The 21,428-nt window shown below is 62.8% G+C and carries 18 protein-coding genes; 13 read left to right on the top strand and 5 right to left on the bottom strand.

What is annotated here, in order from left to right:
* The first annotated feature begins 4 nt into the window (after window positions 1-4).
* Window positions 5-1,951 carry an alkyl/aryl-sulfatase gene (locus JQ574_RS11975; protein ID WP_212208470.1) on the top strand — a complete coding sequence of 649 codons (1,947 nt, stop codon included), beginning with the start codon at window positions 5-7 and terminating at the stop codon, window positions 1,949-1,951.
* Between the two features lie 106 nt (window positions 1,952-2,057).
* Here JQ574_RS11975 and JQ574_RS11970 read toward each other — a convergent pair whose 3' ends face one another.
* A complete protein-coding gene (locus tag JQ574_RS11970) occupies window positions 2,058-2,339 on the bottom strand; it encodes a hypothetical protein (protein ID WP_249119281.1) in 282 nt (93 codons plus the stop codon).
* A 256-nt stretch (window positions 2,340-2,595) separates the two neighbouring features.
* Window positions 2,596-4,023 carry a glycogen synthase GlgA gene (glgA, locus tag JQ574_RS11965; RefSeq protein ID WP_212208469.1) on the bottom strand — a complete coding sequence of 476 codons (1,428 nt, stop codon included), beginning with the start codon at window positions 4,021-4,023 and terminating at the stop codon, window positions 2,596-2,598.
* Window positions 4,024-4,217: 194 nt separating this feature from the next.
* Here glgA and JQ574_RS11960 point away from each other — a divergent pair, with 194 nt between their 5' ends.
* The 8 genes from JQ574_RS11960 (at window position 4,218) to JQ574_RS11925 (ending at window position 13,320) form a co-directional block, all read left to right on the top strand.
* Entirely contained in the window at window positions 4,218-5,423 is a 1,206-nt protein-coding gene (locus tag JQ574_RS11960; RefSeq protein ID WP_212383548.1) for a CaiB/BaiF CoA-transferase family protein, read from the top strand.
* Between the two features lie 153 nt (window positions 5,424-5,576).
* Window positions 5,577-7,118 carry an ABC transporter substrate-binding protein gene (locus JQ574_RS11955; RefSeq protein WP_212208467.1) on the top strand — a complete coding sequence of 514 codons (1,542 nt, stop codon included), beginning with the start codon at window positions 5,577-5,579 and terminating at the stop codon, window positions 7,116-7,118.
* A 6-nt stretch (window positions 7,119-7,124) separates the two neighbouring features.
* Window positions 7,125-8,075 carry an ABC transporter permease gene (locus tag JQ574_RS11950; RefSeq protein ID WP_212208466.1) on the top strand — a complete coding sequence of 317 codons (951 nt, stop codon included), beginning with the start codon at window positions 7,125-7,127 and terminating at the stop codon, window positions 8,073-8,075.
* Complete coding sequence (locus JQ574_RS11945) at window positions 8,062-8,934, top strand: ABC transporter permease (protein WP_212208464.1); 873 nt, start codon at window positions 8,062-8,064, stop codon at window positions 8,932-8,934. Before JQ574_RS11950 ends, JQ574_RS11945 begins: the two co-directional genes overlap by 14 nt.
* Complete coding sequence (locus tag JQ574_RS11940; protein ID WP_212208463.1) at window positions 8,931-9,926, top strand: ABC transporter ATP-binding protein; 996 nt, start codon at window positions 8,931-8,933, stop codon at window positions 9,924-9,926. Before JQ574_RS11945 ends, JQ574_RS11940 begins: the two co-directional genes overlap by 4 nt.
* Complete coding sequence (locus JQ574_RS11935; protein WP_212208462.1) at window positions 9,923-10,903, top strand: ABC transporter ATP-binding protein; 981 nt, start codon at window positions 9,923-9,925, stop codon at window positions 10,901-10,903. Before JQ574_RS11940 ends, JQ574_RS11935 begins: the two co-directional genes overlap by 4 nt.
* Before the next feature lie 97 nt (window positions 10,904-11,000).
* Window positions 11,001-12,068, top strand: coding sequence for an alcohol dehydrogenase (locus JQ574_RS11930; RefSeq protein WP_212208461.1), 1,068 nt, complete (start codon window positions 11,001-11,003; stop codon window positions 12,066-12,068).
* Between the two features lie 169 nt (window positions 12,069-12,237).
* Entirely contained in the window at window positions 12,238-13,320 is a 1,083-nt protein-coding gene (locus tag JQ574_RS11925; protein ID WP_212208460.1) for an isocitrate/isopropylmalate dehydrogenase family protein, read from the top strand.
* A 140-nt stretch (window positions 13,321-13,460) separates the two neighbouring features.
* On the opposite strand, the gene JQ574_RS11920 is transcribed toward JQ574_RS11925, so the two are convergent.
* Window positions 13,461-14,282, bottom strand: a complete 822-nt coding sequence (locus JQ574_RS11920) for an enoyl-CoA hydratase (protein ID WP_212208459.1) — start codon at window positions 14,280-14,282, stop codon at window positions 13,461-13,463.
* A gap of 172 nt (window positions 14,283-14,454) precedes the next feature.
* On the opposite strand from JQ574_RS11920, the gene JQ574_RS11915 reads away from it, so the two are divergent.
* Together JQ574_RS11915 and JQ574_RS11910 are read left to right on the top strand one after the other, a co-directional pair.
* Window positions 14,455-15,438, top strand: coding sequence for a tripartite tricarboxylate transporter substrate binding protein (locus tag JQ574_RS11915; protein WP_212208458.1), 984 nt, complete (start codon window positions 14,455-14,457; stop codon window positions 15,436-15,438).
* Between the two features lie 66 nt (window positions 15,439-15,504).
* A complete protein-coding gene (locus JQ574_RS11910; RefSeq protein WP_212208457.1) occupies window positions 15,505-17,160 on the top strand; it encodes an FAD-dependent oxidoreductase in 1,656 nt (551 codons plus the stop codon).
* Window positions 17,161-17,354: 194 nt separating this feature from the next.
* Here the strand turns inward: JQ574_RS11910 and JQ574_RS11905 are convergent, their stop codons facing one another.
* On the bottom strand, window positions 17,355-17,750 hold the full coding sequence (locus tag JQ574_RS11905) for a helix-turn-helix domain-containing protein (RefSeq protein ID WP_192734827.1): 396 nt from the start codon (window positions 17,748-17,750) through the stop codon (window positions 17,355-17,357).
* A gap of 646 nt (window positions 17,751-18,396) precedes the next feature.
* On the opposite strand from JQ574_RS11905, the gene JQ574_RS11900 reads away from it, so the two are divergent.
* A complete protein-coding gene (locus JQ574_RS11900) occupies window positions 18,397-18,663 on the top strand; it encodes a hypothetical protein (protein ID WP_212208456.1) in 267 nt (88 codons plus the stop codon).
* 194 nt (window positions 18,664-18,857) lie between these two features.
* Here JQ574_RS11900 and JQ574_RS11895 read toward each other — a convergent pair whose 3' ends face one another.
* Window positions 18,858-20,102 carry a sensor histidine kinase gene (locus tag JQ574_RS11895; RefSeq protein WP_249119280.1) on the bottom strand — a complete coding sequence of 415 codons (1,245 nt, stop codon included), beginning with the start codon at window positions 20,100-20,102 and terminating at the stop codon, window positions 18,858-18,860.
* A gap of 300 nt (window positions 20,103-20,402) precedes the next feature.
* Here JQ574_RS11895 and JQ574_RS11890 point away from each other — a divergent pair, with 300 nt between their 5' ends.
* Window positions 20,403-21,395 (top strand): TRAP transporter substrate-binding protein, encoded by a 993-nt coding sequence (locus JQ574_RS11890; RefSeq protein ID WP_212208454.1) that lies wholly within the window; start codon window positions 20,403-20,405, stop codon window positions 21,393-21,395.
* The last annotated feature ends 33 nt before the right edge of the window (window positions 21,396-21,428 follow it).

The raw sequence follows: 21,428 nt of genomic DNA, 5'->3' as shown, positions 1-21,428 counted from the left end.
CAGTATGACCCAAACAACAAGTGCGGAAGCACCGAGCGAAACTCCCAAGCAGGCTTCCGCGCCGGTCATTGCGCAGCACGCGGCGACGCTCAAGGCGCTGCCGTTTTCGGACACGCGCGATTTCGACGACGCGGCGCGGGGATTCCTCGGCACGATCGAAAACGCGAAGGTGACGTCGCCGCAGGGCAGGGTGGTCTGGAGCCTCGAGCCCTATGGCTTCCTTTCGGCCGAGGAAGCGCCCGCGACCGTGGATCCGAGCCTGTGGCGGCAGTCGCGCCTCAACATGCATCACGGCCTGTTCGAGGTGGTATCAGGCGTCTATCAGGTGCGCGGGCTCGATATCGCCAACATGACGCTGATCGAGGGCGACAGCGGTGTGATCGTGGTGGACACGCTGACCTCGATCGAGGGCGCCCGCGCCGCGATGGAATTGTACTTCCAGCACCGGGGCAAGCGCCCGGTCGCAGCCGTGATCTTCACCCACACCCATACCGATCATTGGGGCGGTGCGCGCGGCGTGCTGGACGACGAGACGCTTGCGAGCGGCCGGGTGCCGATATTAGCGCCGAATTTCTTCATGGAGCACGCGGTCTCCGAAAACATCATCGCCGGGCCCGCGATGCTGCGCCGGGCGCAATATCAGTTCGGGCCGCTGCTGGCCAAGGGCGTGCACGGGCAGGTCGATTGCGGTCTCGGCAAGTCGATGGCGGCGGGATCGGTTGCGCTGCTGCGCCCGACCGACCTCATCATCGCAACCGGCGACAGGCGCGCCATCGACGGGCTCGAGTTCGAATTCCAGATGGCGCCGAACTCGGAAGCGCCGGCCGAGATGCATTTCTTCATCCCGCGCTACAAGCTGTTGAATCTCGCGGAGAACTGTACGCATAATTTCCACAATCTGCTGCCGTTCCGCGGCGCCGACGTCCGCGACGCGCTGGCCTGGTCGAAATATCTCGGCGAGGCGCTGCAAATGTGGGGCGGCAAGGCCGATGCAATGTGCGGCCAGCACCATTGGCCGGTGTGGGGCCATGAGCGGATCGACACCATGATCCGCCAGCAGCGCGATCTCTATAAATTCGCGCATGACCAGACCATTCGCCTGATGAACCATGGCCTCACCGCGGCCGAAATCGCCGAGACGATCAAATTGCCGGCGAGCCTCGACGGCGCCTGGCACGGGCGCGGTTATTACGGCCATATCAGGCACAATGTGAAGGCGATCTACCAGAAATATCTTGGCTGGTACGACGCCAATCCGGTCAATCTCGATCCGCTGCCGCCGGTCGAATCCGGCAGGAAATATGTCGAGTATATGGGCGGCGCGGACGCGATTCTGGCGCGGGCCGCTAAAGATTTCGCTAAAGGCGAGTTCCGCTTCGTGGCGCAGGCCGTCAGCCATCTGGTGTTCGCCGATCCCGACAATCAGGCCGCGCGCGCGATGCTGGCCGATACGTTCGAGCAACTTGGCTATGCCTCGGAAAGCTCGACCTGGCGCAACGCCTATTTGTTCGGCGCGCAGGAATTGCGGCTAGGCATGCCGAAGGTGCCGGCACGCGCGGCGATGCCGCGCGAAACGCTGGCCGCGCTGCGCACCGAGCAGCTATGGGACGTGCTTGGCGTGCGCCTCAACGGCCCCAAGGCCGAAGGCAAGCGTATCGTGCTGAATTGGCAATTTACGGACACCAACGAAACCTTCGTGCTCAATCTGGAGAACAGCGCGCTGACTTACGTGGCGGGCGCACAGGCGTCGGATGCCGATGCGACGTTCACGCTGGCGCGCAGCGTGCTCGACGAAGTGATCGTCAAGCTGACGACGTTTCCGGACGCGGTCGGCAGCGGCGCGATCAAGGTCAGCGGCAATCCGATGCGGCTCGGTGAACTGATGATGCTGATGGACGAATTCCCGCGCATGTTCGAGATTGTCGAGCCGAAGCGGACAGCGGTGACCTGAGCGGTCCGCCGTCGTCCAGATCAGCAGTCTTCATCCAGGCGTTGAAGCACGAAGCGCCGCCGGGTCACCCCGGCGGCCTCTTACTCGTAATAGGGGTCAGTGCAGCTTATCGGCCGCCACCACCACCGCCGCCGCCACCACCGCCGCCACCGCCTGCATTCAGCATGGCGTCATCGCGGCTACCGAAGGCCTGATGACGCGGGGGCGTTGGCAGACGCTTGGAGCGGGCCTCCTCCTGGTAGAACCAGCCACTTCCACAACCCAGCCTCGGCGAGGTTTCGTCACACATCCGCAGCGAAGAAAAAGCGCTGGCGCTGGTGGTTGCCAGGGCGCTCATTGCGACGAGGCCGGCCATGGCAGCCAAAGATAACTTCGATTTCATCGACATCTAAAACTCTCCATTTCTCGGTTTGGCGAAACCGGAATGGGTTCGCACAACACTTCGACGGCGTCAGATGGAAGCCGGTTCGAGCGCGCCGCTAAAAATAGGTTTGAACCGGGTGAGCATCTGGTGCGACAGCGTCGCCGCGCCGGCTCCGAGAGCCGGCGTGGCTTTGCGCGGAGGAGTATTGGAGGGGGCCTCCGGAGCCAACATTCGGTCGTCGGCTGAGGCGTTTGGTCAGCGGCGCTGCCCGCAATCGCGGTCACACACTGACGTGCGAGCCCACCGTCTTCCGGTACAGCGCGTTATAGAGCGAGGCCGAAAGATCCCAGCTGAAGGACCGCGCCATGGCGCTGCGGCGCATCAGGTCGAGGCGGTCTTTCGCCATGAAGGCATCGAACGCGCGGCGCACGCCGCCGAGGAAGGACTCCGCCGAAGGCTGCGAGAACAGGAAGCCGGTCTCGCCGTCCTTGATGGTCTCCGCCAGCCCACCGGTCTGATGACCGATCGGCAGCGATCCGAACCGCTGGGCATACATCTGGCTCAGTCCGCACGGTTCGAACCGCGAAGGCATCAGCGTGAAATCGCTGCCGGCGAAAATTCGTCGCGCCTGTCCATCGTTGAAACCGATGACGACCCCGATCGCGTCCGGCCTGCGGCGATGCGCATCGACCAGCGCCTGCTCGATATACGGCTCGCCGCTGCCGGTGACGACGATTTGTCCGCCGGCCTCGACGATCGCGTCGGCGGCGGACAGAACGAGGTCGATGCCCTTCTGATGCACGAGGCGGGCGACCAGACCGAAGATCGGACCGCGCGACACCGCAAGACCAAACTGCTTGCGGACGTAGTCGGCGTTGGCTTGCTTGCCTTGCCAATCGCCTGCGCCGAACTGCTGCGCCAGCTGCGCGCAGGCGCGCGGATCCCAGCTTTCGTCGATGCCGTTCAGGATACCGGTCAACTCCGAAGCATCCGAGCGTTGCCGCAGCAGGCCCTCGAGCCCGCAGCCAAGCTCGCGCGTCGTAATCTCTCTGGCGTAGGTCGCGCTGACCGTGGTCAGATGCGAGGCGTAAACGATGCCGCCCTTCAAGAACGACATCTGATCGTAGAATTCGAGACCGTCGATGTGGAAGGAGGCTTCGGGCGCGCCGATCCGCCGCAACGACTCCCGCGGAAACAGCCCCTGATAGGCCAGGTTGTGAATGGTCAGGATCGAGGGGACCTTGATGCCTTTCCAGGCGAGGTAGGCCGGCGCGAGTGCGGCCTGCCAGTCATTGGCGTGGACCAGATCCGCTGCCCAATTCCTGTCCAGACTGCCTGCGGCGAGTTCGGCCGCAGCAGATGCAAATCGCGCGAAACGGATGTCATTATCCGGCCAGTCGCGCCCGGATTCGTCGCCGTAGGGGTTACCCGGCCGGTCGTAGAGTTGTGGGCACAACAATACATAAACCGGCAGGCCGTCCCGTGTCGACGCCCGGCCGAGCGAGCAGGCCGGCATCTCCGCCAAAGGCGCGCATTGCCCAACGATTTCAATGTGAGTGAACTGTTCGAGGATGTCCCGGTAGCCGGGCAGCATGATCCGGACGTCGCTCCACGGGCGCAGCGCCCGGGGCAGGGCGGCGGAAACGGCGGCGAGACCGCCAACCCGGACGAAGTCATCCATTTCCGTGGTTACGAATAAGACCTTCAAGGAACGCCCTCGTACCAACCTGAACTATGACTTATGCAAGAAAGGGTCCAATTCGAACTGATGAAGGATAATGCGGCCGCGGATAAGTCGTTCCGTCAGAACGCTTCCCTGCCGGGATCGCACAAACTAGGGTCACGCCAGTGCCAGAAACCAAAGAGCCGAAGGGCCAAGGAAGCGTCAAGGGAGCTTACGGAATGACGATAGTCGGTAACGATGAGGGGAATTTGACGGGAAGCTTCGCTGGCCTGCGCGTCATCGATTTTTCGACCACGATTGCCGGACCTCATTGCACGCGCATGCTAGCCGATATGGGCGCCGAGATCATCAAGATCGAAACCGTCGAAGGCGAGACGATGCGGACCCGCCCACCGGTCCGGAACCATTGCAGCACAGCGTTCGGGCAGCTCAATGTCGGCAAGAACAGCCTCGTGCTCGATTTGAAGTCGCCGGCGGGCGTGGAAGCCGTGCGCCGCCTGATGGCGAAAGCGGACGTGCTGGTCGAGAATTTCCGCCCCGGCGTGATGCGGCGATTGAAGCTCGACTACGCTTCATTGCACGCGCTCAATCCGAAACTGGTCTACTGCTCGATCTCCGGCTACGGCCAGACCGGGCCGTCGGCGGAACTGCCGGCCTATGCGCCGGTGATCCATGCAGCCTCGGGGTATGAAATGGCCCATCTGGCCTATCAGCCCGGGCGCACCCGGCCGGACTATTGCGGCATCTATCATGCCGACGTTCTCACCGGCGTCTACGCGTTCGGCGCGATCTCGGCGGCGCTGTATCAGCGCGCCCACAGCGAAAAGGGCCAGCACATCGACGTATCGATGCTGGAATCGATGCTGAGCCTGACATTGAACGAATTGCAGTGGTCGCAATTCGAGGTCAAGGCGACGCAGCGGCCGATGTTCGGGCCGATCGAAACCTCGGACGGCTATGTCATGGTCGCGATCGCCAGCGAAAAAACCTTCCAGAGCCTGATGAAGGTGATCGGTCATCCCGAATGGGTCAACGATCCGCGCTTTGCGAAATATTCCGATCGCCGTGAAAACTGGGGCAGCCTGATGACCGGCGTCGAGGCGTGGTCGCGCGCGGTGACGACAGCGCAATGTCTCGTCGCACTCAACGAGCACGGCGTGCCTTCATCGGCCTATCGCACGGTGGCCGAGGCGCTGAAAGATCCGCAGATCGCCCATCGCGGCGCGTTGGCCGAGGTGCAGGATGGCGGCGGCAGCTTCAAGGTGCTCAATTTGCCGTTCCGCATGTCGGGCGCCAGGGTCGCGGCCGCGAAACGCATGTCGACGCTTGGCGAGCATACGCGTGCCTATCTGAAAGAGACCGGCCTGTCGGAAGACGAGATCGCGGCCTTTGCCGGCAAACCGCCGAAGGCGGCGCACGGCTAAGGGAAACCGCGCTGCGGCGACGAGGCTGAAGCCTGCGGCTTTTCATCCCGCCTCGCGAACGGCCTTGCCCGGGACTGCGATTCCAGACAATCTTACCGTCAGCCATCGACGATCCGGAACACCGGACGGACGACACTTTGAGAGGGAGCATCCATGACAGCTGCGGTCCGGTCGAGCGCACTCGCGCGATTATTTCTTGTGGCGGGATTTGCGGTCTCGCTCTGTGCCGTTCCCGCCAACGCCCAGAAGAAGGGCGGCAGCATCACGATGGGGCTCGAACTCGATATTGCAGGCTTCGACCCCCTGAAGGTCGGCGTGTACGATACGGCCGCCTTGACGGCGGCTGCGGCGATCTTCGACACCCTCACCTATCTCGATGACAAGGGCGTCGTTCAACCGAAGCTCGCGCTGTCCTGGTCGTCCTCGGAGGATTTCAAGACCTGGACCTTCAAGCTGCGGCCCGGAGTCAAGTTCCACGACGGCACACCGTTCAATGCGAAAGCCTTCAAGGAGAATTTCGACCGGCAGAAAGATCCGGCCAACAAGTGCCGCTGCGCGTTTTACATTTCGTTCGTCAATTCCGTGGAGGCGACCGATGAACTGACACTGGTCTACAATCTGAAGGATCCGTCGGTGAACTTGCCGTCGCTGGTGAGCTTCGCAAGCGGGAACAATTCCGTGCATTCACCGACGGCGTGGAAAGCCAAGGGAGACGACTACAACCGCAATCCGGTCGGCACCGGACCGTTCATATTGAAATCCTGGACCGCGGGCGACCGCTTGGTGCTTGAGAAGAACCCGGACTACTGGGACAAGGACCGCGTTTATCTCGATCGCATCGTCCTGAAGCCGCTGCCGGACGCGCAGTCGCGTTTCGCCAGCCTGCAATCCGGCGAAGCCGATGTCATCTGGGACGATGAGGCCGACGCCGACAATATCCAGAAGGCGCAGAAGGATCCGAAGCTGACGGTGCATACCTATGCCGGCTCCGGCGCGGCGGTTGCCGCCTTCAACACCAAGGTCGCGCCGTTCGACGACGTTCGCGTGCGCCAGGCGCTGGTGATGGCGCTCGATCGCAAGAAGATGTCGCAGGCGCTTACCAATGGCCTGGCCCGGCCAGCCACCAACCCCTATGGCGACGGCTCCTGGGTCAAATGCAAGGACGATGGTGCGCTTCCTGAAGACGCCGAGAAGGCGAAGGCGCTGATCAAGGAATACGGCAAGCCGGTCGAGTTCAAGATGCTCGTCACGGCGACGCCGCGCGGGCGCGCCACCGGCCAGGTGCTGCAACAGTTCTGGAAACGGGTCGGCGCCAACATGGAAATCGAGCAGGTCGACCAGGCCACGATCCCGCCACGTGCCTTCATGCGCCAGTTCCAGGTCACGCCATGGCGGATCGTCGATCTGGCCGATCCCGACGTCCAGATGTATGCCAATTTCCGCACCGGCAGCCCGGTTGCGCTGGCTAACTATTCGAACCCGGAACTAGATCAACTGCTCGACCGCGCGCGGGTCACCGCCGACCAGGCCAAGCGCGCCGAGGATTACTGCGCCATCAGCCGGCTCATCAACAAGGAAGCGATCTGGTACTGGACCTTCCAGAACACCTATTACGCAATGTCGAGCGCGAAGGTTAAAGGCTTGCCGAAGATGTACAGCGGAATCGTCGACGTATCCCGCGTCTGGCTGGAATAACAGCGCATGCTCGGTTTCGTCGCGCGAAGGCTCCTGTATCTCGTGCCGGTGCTGATCGCGGTATCGCTGCTGACGTTTCTGATCGCGTCGCTGCTGCCGGGCGATCTCGCCTACACGATCCTCGGCGATCAGGCGACGCCGGAAAAGGTTGCGGCCCTTCGTCAGGAAATGGGATTGGACCAGCCGATCTGGGTCCGTTACTTCGGCTGGCTCGGTAACATCCTCCAGGGCGATCTGGGCCGATCGTTCCGTACCGGCCAAACCGTATTGCAGGCGGTTACCGAGCGGCTTCCGATCTCGCTGGAACTCATGGTCCTGGCCCAGGTCATCGCGCTCGCAATCGGCGTTCCCCTGGCGATCATTTGTGCTGCGCGCAGCGGCGGACCGTTCGATCGCTTCATGACCGGCACCGCTTTCGGCATGCTGTCGGTGCCGACTTTTCTGTCGGCGATCCTGCTGATCTATCTGTTTGCGGTGGAGTTGCGCTGGCTGCCGGCGACGGGCTACGTGCCGTTCGGCGAAGATCCGGCCAAAAACCTGCGGTTCATGGTGCTGCCGGCGTTGACGTTGGCGCTCGCCGAATGGCCCGGCATCATGCGCGTGCTTCGCTCCGACATGATCGCGACGCTGCAGGAAGATTATATCGCGCTGGCCAAGGCCAAAGGCCTGAAGGCATCGCGCATCCTGTTCGTGCACGCGCTGAAGCCTTCGTCGCTGACGCTGGTCACGATCACCGGAATCAATATCGGGCGATTGATCGGCGGCGCCGTCATCGTCGAGACGGTTTTTGCGCTGCCGGGAATCGGCCGGCTCCTGGTCGGCGCCATTACCACGCGCGACCTCATCATTCTGCAGGGCGTGGTGCTGCTGGTCGGAGCCGGATTCGTGCTGATCAACTTCATCGTCGATATGCTCTACGCCATGCTCGATCCGAGGATCCGCCATGGCCACGCTTGAACTCGGCATCGACGCGTCAGTTGCCGAAGCCCCGGTGCGGCGCGGCCGCCGGCTCGGACCGCTGTTCTGGATGGCGATCGTCTGGATGATTTTCGTGTTTGCGGTGGCGATCTTCGCCGACGTGCTGCCGCTGCCGAGCCCGACCGACATGGACATGCTGGAAAAGCGCGCACCGTTCTCAGCAGAGCACTGGCTTGGCACCGACGGCCTCGGCCGCGACGAACTAGCCCGGGTGATCTACGGCGCGCGGATATCGCTGATTGTGGGGCTGTGTGCGCCGATCATCGGGCTCACCTTCGGCGGCGCACTCGGCATCCTGGCGGGCTATTTCCGCGGCCGATTCGAATCGGTGGTGGTCGGCAGCATGGATGTGCTGCTGGCGTTTCCGCCGCTGATTCTGGCGCTGGCCGTGACCGCCTATCTCGGCCAGTCGATCCTGCACTTGACCTTTATTCTCGGCCTGCTCGGCGTTCCCGCCTTCATGCGGGTGGCGCGGGCGGCAACGCTGACACTGGCGCGCCGCGAATTCGTGATCGCGGCGCAGGCGCTTGGCGCGACGCATACGCGCATCCTGCTGCGCGAGTTGCTGCCCAACGTGATGCTGCCGTTGTTTGCGTTCTTCCTGCTCGCCGTCGCCATCACCATCGTGGCCGAAGGTTCATTGTCGTTCCTGGGCCTCGGCGTGCCGCCGCCGATATCGAGCTGGGGCAGCATGATCGGGGAGGGGCGCGAAAGTCTCGAGATGGCGCCCCGGCTGGCTTTCATTCCGGCCATCGCGATGTTCCTGACCGTCTTGTCCTTTAACCTGGTCGGCGACACGCTCCGGGCGCTCACCGATCCCCGTCAGGGCGCGCTGTGACAGAGGGTACCCTGCTTTCCGTCGAGGATGTCATCGTCGATTTGCCGACGCCGCGCGGCAATCTGCGCGCGGTGGACCGTGTCGACCTCACCATCGGCGCCGGTCGGACGCTCGGCGTGGTCGGCGAGTCCGGTTGCGGCAAGACCATGCTGTCGCGCGCGATCCTGCAATTGCTGCCGAAAAGAGCAAAACTCTCCGGCCGCGTGATGTTCGACGGGCAGGATCTGCTGCAGCTGTCGCCGGAGAAACTGCGCAAGCTGCGCGGCCGTTCGCTGGCGGTGGTGTTCCAGGATCCGATGACCTCGCTCAATCCGGTGCTGACCATCGGCACCCAGTTGATTGAGACCCTGCAGGAACACCTCGAACTCGATATGGCCGCCGCGACCAGGCGCAGCGTCGAGCTGCTCGCAGCGGTCGGCATTCCCGCGCCCGAGCAGCGCCTGATGCAATATCCGCATCAGCTGTCGGGCGGCATGCGGCAACGTGTGGCGATCGCGATCGCACTGTCCTGCGAGCCGAAGCTGCTGATCGCGGACGAGCCGACCACCGCGCTCGATGTCACGATCCAGGCCCAGATCCTCGATTTGCTGGCACGCGAGCAGCGCCGCCGGCATATGGCGATGATCCTGATCACCCATGACCTCGGCGTCGTCGCCGGCCGCACCGACGAGGTCGCGGTCATGTATGCCGGCCGCGTGGTGGAGCGTGCGCCGACGCCGGCCTTGTTCAAGAAAATGCGGATGCCCTATACCGAGGCGCTGCTTGCCGCGCTTCCAAAGATCGACGCCGCGCCACATACGCCGCTGCCGGCGATCTCGGGCCGTCCACCCGATCCGACACGGCCGCTGAAAGGCTGTTCGTTCTCGCCGCGCTGCCGCTATGCGTGGGCCCAATGCCATGTCGAGAAGCCGCGGCTCGAGGAATCGAACTCGCCTGCTCACCAGTTTGCCTGCTTCCGTCCGATCGGCACCGGTGCGGGTGCCGGCGCATGACGCAGCAAGCCTCACCCGCCGTTTCAAACGACCCGCTGCTCGACGTCGATAATCTCGTCGTTGAGTATCCGGTCGGCAACAAGATCGTGCACGCGGTATCCGGCGTTTCCCTGCAGATCGCCCGCGGCGAAACGCTCGGGCTGGTCGGCGAATCCGGTTGCGGCAAGTCGACGCTCGGCCGCGCGGTGCTGCAGCTGCGCCGGCCGGTATCGGGCCGGGTGCTGTTCGACGGCCAGGACCTCACGGCGATGCACGGCGACACGCTGCGCCTGATGCGCCGGCGCGTGCAGCTGATCTTCCAGGACCCGATCGCGTCGCTGAACCCGCGGCGACGGATCGGCGACATCATCGCCGAGCCGCTGATCATCTCGGGCGTCAAGGATTCGGCCAAACGCCAAAAGCTCGTCGACGAAGCGCTCAGCGCCGTTGGGCTTGATCCGGCGCTGGTGGTCGGACGGCTGCCGCATGAATTCTCCGGCGGGCAATGCCAGCGCATCTGCATTGCGCGCGCGCTGGTGCTCAATCCGGAATTCATCGTTTGCGACGAGCCGGTCTCCGCGCTCGACGTCTCGATCCGAGCGCAGATCCTCAACCTGCTGGAAGAGATGAAGTCGCGCTATGGCTTGACGCTGCTGTTCATCGCGCATGATCTCGCCGTCGTGAAGGCGGTGAGCGACCGCGTCGCGGTGATGTATCTCGGTCGGTTGTGCGAGGTCGGTCCGTCCGAGCAGTTGTTCGCAAGGCCGGCGCACCCCTATACCGCACTGCTGATCGAGGCGATTCCGATGCCCGATCCCGACGTGCGTCCCGCCGAGACCGTGCCGGTCGGCGAGCCGCCTTCGCCGATTTCGCCGCCATCCGGCTGCCGTTTTCGGACCCGCTGTCCCCGCGCGGACCAGCGGTGCAGCGACGAGATGCCGGAACTTCGCGCCGTGGCGTCCGGACAGTTCGTGGCTTGCCATCATCCGCTGATCTGAATATCGAAGGATCGAGTGCGTTTGTCTCGTCTGGACAGACGTGGCAATGTCGGGCCGAAATTACCCATTCAAGAACAAGAATGACGGGAGAGAACCGATGAAGAGTTTCCAGGTCGCCGAGTTCAACGCCCCCTTGAAAGAGGTCGATCATCCGACGCCGGAGCCCACGGGCTCGCAGGTGTTGATCAAAGTGAAGGCGGCCGGCGTGTGCCACAGCGATCTCCACATCTGGGAGGGCGGCTACGATCTCGGTCACGGGCGCAAGCCGCTGTCGCTGAAAGACCGCGGCGTTTCGCTGCCCCGCACGATGGGCCACGAGACCGTTGGCGAGATCCTGGCTTTCGGTCCCGACGCCAAGGCCGCGAGCGGTGGCCTTAAGGTCGGCGACGTCACGCTGGTCTATCCCTGGCTCGGTTGCGGCAAATGCGAGACCTGTGTCGGCGGTGACGAGAACATGTGCGTCGTCAAGCCGAACTCGCTCGGCGTCTATTGCGACGGCGGCTACGCCGATCACATGACCGTGCCGCACCCGAAATATCTGTTGAACCTGAACGGGCTCGATCCCGTCACGGCGGCGCCTTATGCGTGCTCGGGTGTCACCACCTACAGCGCGCTGAAAAAAGTCGAGAACGTCCTGCATACGCCGATCGTGATCTTCGGCGCAGGCGGCCTCGGCCTGATGGCGCTGTCGCTTCTGAAGGCGATGGGCGGCAAGGGCGCGATCATGGTTGATATCGACGCGCGCAAACGCGAAGCCGCCGAGGCGGCAGGCGCGCTTGCGACCGTCGACGGCAAGGCCGCGGATGCACTGGAGCAGCTGCAGAAAAAAGCCGGCGGTCCGATCCGCGCGGTGATCGACCTCGTCGGCAATGCCCAGACCACGCAGCTCGGTTTCGACTGCCTGACCAAGGGCGGCAAGCTCGTGATCGTCGGCCTGTTCGGCGGCGGGGCGACCTTCGCGCTGCCGCTGATTCCGATCAAGGCCATCACGATCCAGGGCAGCTATGTCGGCAATTTGCGAGAAACCCAGGAGTTGCTCGATCTGGTCCGCAGCAAAAAAATCGCGCCGATCCCGGTTACGACAATGCCGCTCGCCAAGGCCAACGAGGCGCTGACCGATTTGCAGAAGGGCAAGCTGGTCGGCCGCGCGGTGCTGACGCCGTAGAGTATTTTTCCGTCATGCCCGGCCTTGTGCCGGGCATCCACGTCTTGCTTCTCGAAACAGCGATGAAGACGTGGATGGCCGGGAAAGGCGAGCGGAAGCGACGCCGTCCTTTCAGACGGCTTTGCCCGGCCATGACGAACTCATTATCAATCCGTCGTGAAGGAAATCCATGTCCGCCAATAACGCACTCCACATCGCCGTACTCGGCGGCGATGGCATCGGCCCCGAAGTGATGGCCCCGGCGCTCGAAGTCTTGCGAAAGATCGAGGCGACAACGGATCTGAAATTTCGCTTCACCGACGCGCCGGCGGGCGCCAATAATTATCTGGCGACAGGAAAATCGATGCCGGACAGCACGGTGCGGCTGTGCGAAGAAGCCGACGCCATCCTGCTCGGCGCCTGCGGTCTGCCGTCGGTACGCTACCCAGACAATACCGAGATCGCGCCGCAGATCGAACTGCGCATGCATTTCGATCTCTATGCCGGCGTGCGCCCGGCGCGGCTGATTCCGGGCGTGCCGAGCCCGATCGTCGGCGCCGATCAGAAGGGCATCGATCTGGTTCTGATCCGGGAATCCACCGAAGGCCTGTTCGCGTCGATGGGCAAGGGCGTCGTGACCGATACCGAGGCGCGCGAGACACTCGTCATCACCCGCAAGACCTCGGAACGGCTGTTCGAGTTTTCATTCCGCCTCGCCGAACGCCGCAAGGCGCGCGGGCGCACGAATGGCGGGCTAACCTGTGTCGACAAGGCAAATGTGTTCAGGGCGTTCGCGTTCTTCCGCGGGATGTTCGACGAGGCCGCGCAGCGCCACCCTGATGTCAGGGCCGAGCGGGTTTACGTCGATGCCTGCTCGCTCATGATGGTGAAGCGCCCCTGGGATTTCGACGTCATGGTGACGGAGAACATGTTCGGCGATATTCTTTCCGACCTCGCCGCCGGCCTGATCGGCGGTCTCGGCATGGCGCCGTCGGCGGATATCGGCGACCGCCACGCGGTGTTCCAGCCCTGCCATGGCACGGCGCCCGATATCATGGGGCAGGGCAAGGCCAATCCAACGGCCATGATCCTTTCGGCGGCGATGATGCTGGACTGGCTCGCCGAAAAGCACGGGCTGGAGACCGCCGCCGAAGCCGGCGAGCGCATCGAGCGCGCGGTCGACAAGGCCTATGCGAATGGAATCAAACCGATGGAGTTCGGCGGCGGCAACGGCACCGCGGATATTACGAAGGCGGTGCTGGCGGCGTTGTGATTTTTGTAGGGCGGATTGAGCCGAAGGCGTAATCCGCCGTCGACAGAACGGCGGATTACGGTAACGCTAATTAGCGAAGTATAACCCACCGAAGCAAGCAAGATGGCGGATTAGCTGACGCTAATCCGCCCTACGAAGACTCATCGTCCCTTGAACTTCGGCTTGCGCTTTTCCATGAACGCAGTGCGGCCCTCGCGAAAATCCTCCGAGTCCATGCAGGCGGTGCCGATCTGCTTGATCGCGTCCATGTCGCGACGGCTTTCGTCTTTCAGCACCTCGGCGATGGTGATCTTGGCGGCCTTGATCGCGAGCGGTGCGTTGCCGGAAATCGTGCGTGCGATCTCCATGGTCGCGTCCCACAAATCAGGCCCGGGCAAGACGCGGTCGACGAGCCCGATCCGCAATGCTTCGGTGGAGTCGATCCGCATGCCCGTGTACATGATGAGCCGCGCCCAGGACGGGCCGACCAGCGAGACCAGGTGCTTGAGGCCGTCATAGCCATAGGCGATGCCGAGCTTGGCGGCGGGAATGCCGAACTGGCTGTTGTCGGCCGCAAGCCGGATGTCGGCCAGCATCGCGACCTGCATGCCGCCGCCGAGGCAGAAGCCCCGGATGCAGGCGATCGTCGGCTTCGGATAGTCCGCCAACAGCGCGCGCTGTGCGGCGCTGCGTTTTGAGTACTCTTCGGAGGCTTCGGCGTTGTGGCGGGTCTTTTCGAACTGGCTGATGTCGGCGCCCGAGACGAACGCCTTGTCGCCGGCGCCGGCCATGATCACGACGCGGATGTCGGGATTGTCGCGCAATTCGATCAGCGCGCTGCCGAGCCCTTCCCACATCTCGAGCGACATCGCGTTGCGCTTCTCGGGATTGTTGAAGGTGATAATCCCGACGCCGTCGCTGACGCGCTGCAGGATCTTGCGGTCGGCGTAGGATTTTTCAGAGTTGTTGGGAACATCTAGCATCGCTCGGACTCCGGTCCGTGTTCAGGAGGCTTTCGGCTGTCGTGCCACGGTTCGGCGATCCCGGGCAAGGTCTGGAAGCACGCCCAATCCTGCCATGCGTTTTCGCTGTGGCGTGCTATGGTGGTTCGCAACAGACAAGAAGCAAGAAGCGTCATTCTCTCGGGAGGAATGCATGCCGCTGACGCGCCGGGAAGCGATTGCGGGATGCGGCGGTGGGCTGGCCTGGCTGGCCGTTTCGCCAGCGCAGGCTCAGGCGACCTATCCCAACCGGACGATCAGGATGATCGTGCCGTATCCGCCGGGCGGCACCACCGACTTGCTTGGCCGGCTGGTCACCGACCAGTTCAGGAGCGGCCTGGATGCAACCGTCATTGTCGAGAACAAGCCGGGGGCCGGTACCACGCTGGGCGCAGACCTGGTCGCAAAGTCGGAGCCCGACGGCTACACGCTGCTGATGGCGACCTCGACCACGCTCGCCATCAACAAGACGCTGTACAGGAAATTACCCTACGACCCCACAAAGGACTTTGAGCCGATCGGCCTTTTGGCCGGCGTGCCCTTTGCCCTGATCGTCAACCCGACGATCCCGGCCAAGACGCTACCGGAGTTCATCGCCTACGCCAAATCAAAGCCCGGCCTCAGCTATGGCTCGGCCGGCAATGGAAGTCCGCAACATCTCGGCGCCGAAATGCTGAAGTCGGCAGCCGGAATCGATGTCCGCCACGTGCCATATCGCGGCAGTGTGCCGGCGATGCTCGATGTGATCGCGGGGCATATCCCCTTCATGGTGGTGGACCTGCAGCCGGCGCTGCAACAGATCCGCGAAGGCAAGGTCAGGGTGCTCGGCGTGACCACGCCCAAGCGCGTTTCGATTGCGCCTGATATTCCCACCCTCGCCGAAGCGGGCCTCACCGGCTTTGAACTGGTGGCCTGGCAGGGCGTGGTCGCGCCGGCGGGCACGCCGCGCCCGATCGTCGATGCATTGGCGGCGCAACTCGCGAAGCTGACGGCTGACCCGCCAACGCGGGAGAAGTTGATAAAGCTTTCGCTGGAGCCGCTGCCGCCGTCGACACCGGACAGTTTTGCAGCTTACATCAAGACCGAAGTCGAGCGCTGGGCCGTGATCGTCAAGAACTCCGGCGCCGAACTCGAATAACAAGAATGCCTCTGCCAAGAAGTCCTCTGTAAAGGCTCCTCTGCAAGCGCACGGTCAGTGTCCGGCATGAATGATAGCAATGTCCTAATCGTTGGCGCCGGACCGGTCGGGCTCACCCTTGCGATCGACCTGGCCTGGCGCGGCATCGACGTGACCGTGGTGGAAACGCGGGCGCCCGCAGCGCCGCCGGAACCGAAATGCAACCACGTCGCCGCCCGCACCATGGAGATCTTCCGGCGGCTGGGCCTCGCCGAGAACATCCGCAATGCCGGATTGCCGGCGGATTATCCGCACGACATCAGCTACCGCACCTCGTTCACCGGGCAGGAGCTGACGCGGATTCACATTCCCTGCCGGCGCGATCGCTTCACCGCGACGGATGGCCCCGATTGCAACTGGCCGACGCCGGAGCCGCCGCACCGCATCAACCAGATATTCCTTGAGCCGATCCTGTTTGCGCACGCGGCGGCGCAATCGCGCATCCGGATCATCAACCGGACCTCGGTCGAGGACGTCGTGGTGGAAGATACCGGCGCGCGCATGAGCTTGCGTGATCTCGACACCGGCGCCGTGAGGACCGTGAATTGCCGTTACCTGATCGGTTGCGACGGCGCGCGCTCGATTGTTCGCAAGGCGATCGGCGCCGAATTGTCCGGCGATGCCGTGATCCAGCGCGTGCAGTCGACCTACATTCGCGCACCCGGGCTGATCGATCGTCAGCGATGCGAACGCGCGTGGGGCACCGGTGCCATCAACCCGCGCCGCTCGGGCATGGTATATGCGATCGACGGTCGCGAGCGCTGGCTGGTGCATAATTACATGAAGCCGGGCGAGGGCGGTTTCGACGAGGTCGACCGCGATGCCTGTCTGCGCACCATCCTCGGCATGGAAGGTGATTTCAACTACGAGATCCTCTCAAAGGAAGACTGGTACGGCCGCCGGCTGATCGCCAGCAAGTTTCGTGATCGCTGCGCCTTCATCGCCGGCGATGCCGCGCATATCTGGGTGCCCTACGCCGGCTACGGCATAAACGCAGGGATTGCGGACGCCATGAATCTGTCGTGGCTGCTGGCGGCGCATCTCAACGGCTGGGCGCCACCCTCCATCCTCGACGCCTATGAAGCGGAACGCTGGCCGATCACCAGCCAGGTGTCACGGTTTGCGATGTCGCATGCGGAAGCCGAAATTCGCCGCCGAGGGTCGGTGCCAGCGGACATCGAGGCGGCGGGTCCGCAAGGCGAGCGCGTGCGCGAAGAAATCGGCCGGCTCACCTATGAGATCAACGTCCAGCAATATGCCTGCGCCGGCCTCAATTTCGGCACCTATTACGATCGCTCGCCGATCATCGCCTATGACGGCGCCGCGGCTCCGGCCTACACGATGAGCCTCTATACGCCCTCGACAGTCCCGGGCTGCCGTACGCCGCATTTTCGGCGCGCCGACGGAAGTTCGATTTACGACGCCATGGGCGAGGGGTTTACGCTGTTGAGGTTCGATTCAGCCGCAGACGTCGCTGCGCTCGAGGCGGCGGCTCGCGTGAGGGGTGTGCCACTTGCGGTGCTCGATGTCGAGGGAGCGGACATTGCCACCGGTGATGGCAACGGTCTGGTGCTGCCGGGTCTGGTGTTGTCGCGGCCGGACCAGCACGTGGCCTGGCGGGGCGTTCGCGTGCCGGACGATCCGCTCGGGCTGATCGATCGTGTGCGCGGTGCCGGAAGCTAGAGCCGTTTCGGTTCTGACGGAGTCACAACCGGGCTCTATTTGTCGAAGGCGTGGATTTGTTGAAGACGTGGATTGTTGGAGCCGTGGTTATTCGCGGCGTATTTTTTTGACGCGTACTTTTTTTGACGCATACTTTTCACGCGTGTTCTTCGCGCGAACCGGCCCCGGTCCGCGCGAAAGCACCAGGCAACCGATCAGTCTTCGTTCGCTGCGATCGATTCCATCAAGGACACCAGCTGACGTTGTACGGTCTGGTCCTTGATCTTGCTGTAGGCTCGCAACAACCGCAGGCTGAAAGCGCTGTCGAGGAACAGCAGGCTCTCGACCTCACGCGCCTTGCCGTCGCCGTCGTAGAAGAAGGTGACGGGCACATCAAGCGCGGTAGCGATCTGCTGAAGACGAGCTGCGCCGACACGGTTGACGCCCTTCTCGTACTTCTGGACCTGCTGGAAGCTGACGCCGAGCTTGTCGCCAAGCTCTGCTTGCGAGATCTTCTGCTCAACACGCCGCAGGCGAATCCGCTTGCCCAATTCAATGTCGGGTTTGCCGGCACTGCGCTGCTTCATCTTCTTTGCTGCTGATGTTTTCATTCTGGTTTTACCGTCCTTCGATCGGGAAACCCTGAGCGATCAAGCCAGGGGTTCATCCGCATTTACCGCGTTAAGTTCGTCAGGGTCGTGAGTTCGTCGTTAGAACCACGGGATATCGAGTGATTGCGGGATGGTAGCCAAACGCATTTGCGCATTGGAAACACCCTGATACCGGCGCCGTCGGCTGCCTCCAGCCATTGGCGCCCGGGGCATAATTTAGCAAAACCCCGCACCCGTACATTTGGCAAACTATTCGACAAACTACAACCACCGCGAGTTCACTTGCCACAGATTTTGGGAGCATACTTACCGTGTAACGCCTGTGTACCCGGTACTTCTACGGATATTTGTGGCGGGTTGTGGGCCGATGAAATACCTCTTTAGGTGTACGAAAGGACTTCCCGTGGCTTGTATCGAGCACATGCCTCAACCGTGATATCTGAAAAAATACAGCACGGTCGATACGATTTTCAAATCGATAGTGTGCTGGACAATTGAGTAAAACTTCTGGATCATCAGGTCAGGCTCTCACACGATCCATTGCGTGACAGCGGCCGAATTATTTTGGTGCCTTTTCGTGGAGAGGCTCATGAAGCGACGATCCGAACCGCCTCCAATCTATCTTGCAAGCTCGGGAACTGACAAAATGCCGGCGGCCCATTCAGAAGAACGATTGTTGTCGCTCCTCGCAACGCTGGAGGAATGTCGGGCGTTTCTGATGGATAAGGCCAGCCCGGAGGCCGCGAGATTGCTGTCGCTGGCCATTCTCGAGCTTCGGATGGAACTGCATCGGGTGACGGATTCCGAACTCAAGGCGCTGTGCGACCTGATGGTGACGGATGCTCAGGCTGCGCATACCACCAAGGCCGCACCGGGCCCGCGATTGCCGCCTTATTTGAAGCTCATCAAATAAGCGCTGCCTTCGGCCCGATAGGCCTGCGCAAAAACTCCCCGACCGGCCGGCCTGCACGGCGCCTTTGCCGGTGCGACTCGTTGTCGCTCTTTGGTTGCGGGCAACCCCATCCCGACTCCAGCCTGCGGCGACATCCTCCGGTTAGGCTCTTCGAACTCGCGCCGCGGCTTGTCGCGGTCGAAATCGCCATCCGCTCAAGCCTCCTGATCGAGCGCCGCAGTCACCGTGCAGACGACGCCGCGCGGCAGGAAGTCGACGGTGGCTTCGCCGCCGAGCTGGTCTCGCGCGCTGCGTTCGATCAGGCGAGAGCCGAAACCGCGCTGCACCGGCGCAGAAACGTGCGGTCCGCCGGACTCGCTCCAGATCATCCGAAGTTTGCGGCCACCGCCTTGTGCGATGATCTCCCAATCCAGCGTAACGGTTCCACTGTCGTTCGACAGCGCACCGTATTGTGCGGCATTGGTCGCGATCTCGTGCACGATCATCGACAACACCACGGCGAGCCGCGGCGATAGCGGCACCTTCGGTCCGAACATCCGCACCCGCTCCGGATTGTTGAGCAGATAGGGATTGAGAACCCGTGCGACGACGTCGTGCAGTTCGGATCCCTGCCACTTCTCCTGGCTGAGCAGATTATGCGCTTCGGCGAGCGCACCCAGCCGGCCCTCGAATGTCTCACGCTCGGTCCGGCTGGCGCTGCGAAAGGTCTGCATGGCGATCGACTGCAGGATCGCGAGCGTGTTCTTGACGCGGTGGTTGAGCTCGTCAATCAGGAGATCGTGCAGCATCTCGCCGCGGGCAATCGCCGTCGCCATCCGCACTGCAAAGCCAAGGCCGACCAGCAGCAGCACGCCACCGATCACGCTGGTGATCGCCAGATTGCGCCATAACGGGGCGACCAGCGAGCTTTCCGCAATCCCGCCGGCGACCGTCCAGCCGGTGAGCGAGGAGCGCGCAACGCCGGTGGTCAGCGGCGCGCCTTCGAGCGACACGGTCGCAAAGGTTCCCTCGGGTTTGCGAAACAGCTCCGCATAGAGCGACGGCGATGCCCGCTGGCCGACCGTGTTCTGCGGGTTCGGTACACGCGCGAAATTGGTGCCTTCGCCGTCGAAGATCGAAATCGTCCAGTCCTTGCCCGGAAGCTGCTTTTCGATCGTGTCCTGGAAAATCTCGATCGGCGGGCTGAACGAGATGTCGTAGATCACCTCGCCGTCGCGAATGACAGGCACTTCGACCGTCACGATCAGGCCCTTCTTGACCACGCCGGTGAACAAGTTCGAGTAGTATAGGGCATCGAGCACGAGGCGGATGCCGCGCACGGTCTCCAGCACGCGCTGCGTCGCGTCCTTGCGGTCCTGGACGTAATTGTTGAAAACGATGCCGGCCGCGAAAATGATCAGCGGCAGCGTGGTTCCCGCCACCAGAAGGACGAGACGCATCGACAGTGAACGCTTTGGCAATGCTCGTCCCGGATCGGCGCCCCCAAACCGGCGCGAGCATAGGAGAAGCAGCCGGCATCCGCCAAGGATTTTAGTCCGATTTCGCGTTCGTGACCGGCGGAGCGGCGGCCTGCGTGGTGCGCCGCATCATTGCGTAAGCTGCAGCGCTGTGCTGTTCGATCCGCGCATTGGAATTAGCTTCCATCGCAACGCTCTTTTGAATACGCTTCGAAAATTGCAAGCCGCAACGTCGGCAAAGCTCACGACCCGGTACAAGGGCGGAGCACAGGGAGGGACAACATGAAACGCAGAACAGTATTAACCGGGCTCGGTGCGACAGCGGCCGTCTTTGGAATGCCGTCCATCTTAAAAGCGCAGGCGCCGGTCACGCTGAACGGCGCCGTGCAGTTCAACGACGACCACGCGTTTACCAAGGCGCTGGTTCGGTTCGAAGAGCTGGTGAAGAAGTATTACGGCAAGCCCGTCAATTTCACGCTGCACAAGAACTCGTCCCTCGGTCTCGAGAAGCAGTATTTCGAGTACATGTCGCAGGGCAAGGCGGTCGATTACGGCATCGTCTCTCCGGCCCACATGTCGACCTTCGCCAAGGCGGCGCCGTTCATCGATGCTCCCTTTGTGTTCAAGGGTATCGACCACATGAACAAGGTCGTCGAGGCGAACATCCTGGCGCCGGTCGCCGACGAAGTCGCTGCGAAGGCCGAGGTGGTGCTGATCGGGTACGCCGGGGGCGGCATCCGCAACATCTTCGCTAACAAGCCGCTCAAGAACCTGGCCGACATCAAGGGCCTCAAGGTGCGTGTACAGGGCGCGCCGATCTGGTCGAAGACGTTTGCCGCCGCCGGCATGTCTCCGACGGTCATCGCCTATAATGAGGTCTACAACGCCATCCAGAATGGCGTGATCTCGGCCGGCGAGAACGAAGCCGCCGGCGTCGAGGCGATGAAGTTCTACGAAGTGGCCCCGCACCTCAATCTGACCCAGCATGCGGTGTCGATCCGGCCGATCTGCTTCTCGGTCAAAACGCTCAAGACCCTGCCCAAGGATCTGCAGGACGCCATCATGAAGGCGGGCAAGGAGGCCGGGGACTTCGGCCGCAAGCTCGAGTCGAGTGAGGAAGTCATCAAGCTCGACGCGCTGGAAAAGGCGGGCAAGCTCAAGCGCGTGCCGTTCGAGGAGCGCGACGCCATGAAGAAGCTCGCCGATCCCGTGATGGCTACCTACGCCAAGGAAATCGGCGCAGAGGCCATCTTCGAGAAAATCAACGTCGCCTAGGCTGCGCGTCGCAGACCGGAGTTTCGGGGCAAG

The sequence above is a fragment of the Bradyrhizobium sp. AUGA SZCCT0158 genome, from assembly GCF_018130065.1.
In the GTDB taxonomy this organism is placed as follows: Bacteria; Pseudomonadota; Alphaproteobacteria; order Rhizobiales; family Xanthobacteraceae; genus Bradyrhizobium.
This window is presented reverse-complemented; position numbering and strand designations above follow the sequence as displayed.

Bases quoted from the DNA above. Each gene is read 5' to 3' on its own strand.
- JQ574_RS11975 (WP_212208470.1), top strand. From the start codon at position 5: ATGACCCAAACAACAAGTGCGGAAGCACCGAGCGAAACTCCCAAGCAG.
- JQ574_RS11970 (WP_249119281.1), bottom strand. From the start codon at position 2,339: ATGTCGATGAAATCGAAGTTATCTTTGGCTGCCATGGCCGGCCTCGTC.
- JQ574_RS11960 (WP_212383548.1), top strand. From the start codon at position 4,218: ATGACGATAGTCGGTAACGATGAGGGGAATTTGACGGGAAGCTTCGCT.
- JQ574_RS11955 (WP_212208467.1), top strand. From the start codon at position 5,577: ATGACAGCTGCGGTCCGGTCGAGCGCACTCGCGCGATTATTTCTTGTG.
- JQ574_RS11950 (WP_212208466.1), top strand. From the start codon at position 7,125: ATGCTCGGTTTCGTCGCGCGAAGGCTCCTGTATCTCGTGCCGGTGCTG.
- JQ574_RS11945 (WP_212208464.1), top strand. From the start codon at position 8,062: ATGGCCACGCTTGAACTCGGCATCGACGCGTCAGTTGCCGAAGCCCCG.
- JQ574_RS11935 (WP_212208462.1), top strand. From the start codon at position 9,923: ATGACGCAGCAAGCCTCACCCGCCGTTTCAAACGACCCGCTGCTCGAC.
- JQ574_RS11930 (WP_212208461.1), top strand. From the start codon at position 11,001: ATGAAGAGTTTCCAGGTCGCCGAGTTCAACGCCCCCTTGAAAGAGGTC.
- JQ574_RS11925 (WP_212208460.1), top strand. From the start codon at position 12,238: ATGTCCGCCAATAACGCACTCCACATCGCCGTACTCGGCGGCGATGGC.
- JQ574_RS11920 (WP_212208459.1), bottom strand. From the start codon at position 14,282: ATGCTAGATGTTCCCAACAACTCTGAAAAATCCTACGCCGACCGCAAG.
- JQ574_RS11915 (WP_212208458.1), top strand. From the start codon at position 14,455: ATGCCGCTGACGCGCCGGGAAGCGATTGCGGGATGCGGCGGTGGGCTG.
- JQ574_RS11910 (WP_212208457.1), top strand. From the start codon at position 15,505: ATGAATGATAGCAATGTCCTAATCGTTGGCGCCGGACCGGTCGGGCTC.
- JQ574_RS11905 (WP_192734827.1), bottom strand. From the start codon at position 17,750: ATGAAAACATCAGCAGCAAAGAAGATGAAGCAGCGCAGTGCCGGCAAA.
- JQ574_RS11900 (WP_212208456.1), top strand. From the start codon at position 18,397: ATGCCGGCGGCCCATTCAGAAGAACGATTGTTGTCGCTCCTCGCAACG.
- JQ574_RS11895 (WP_249119280.1), bottom strand. From the start codon at position 20,102: ATGCGTCTCGTCCTTCTGGTGGCGGGAACCACGCTGCCGCTGATCATT.
- JQ574_RS11890 (WP_212208454.1), top strand. From the start codon at position 20,403: ATGAAACGCAGAACAGTATTAACCGGGCTCGGTGCGACAGCGGCCGTC.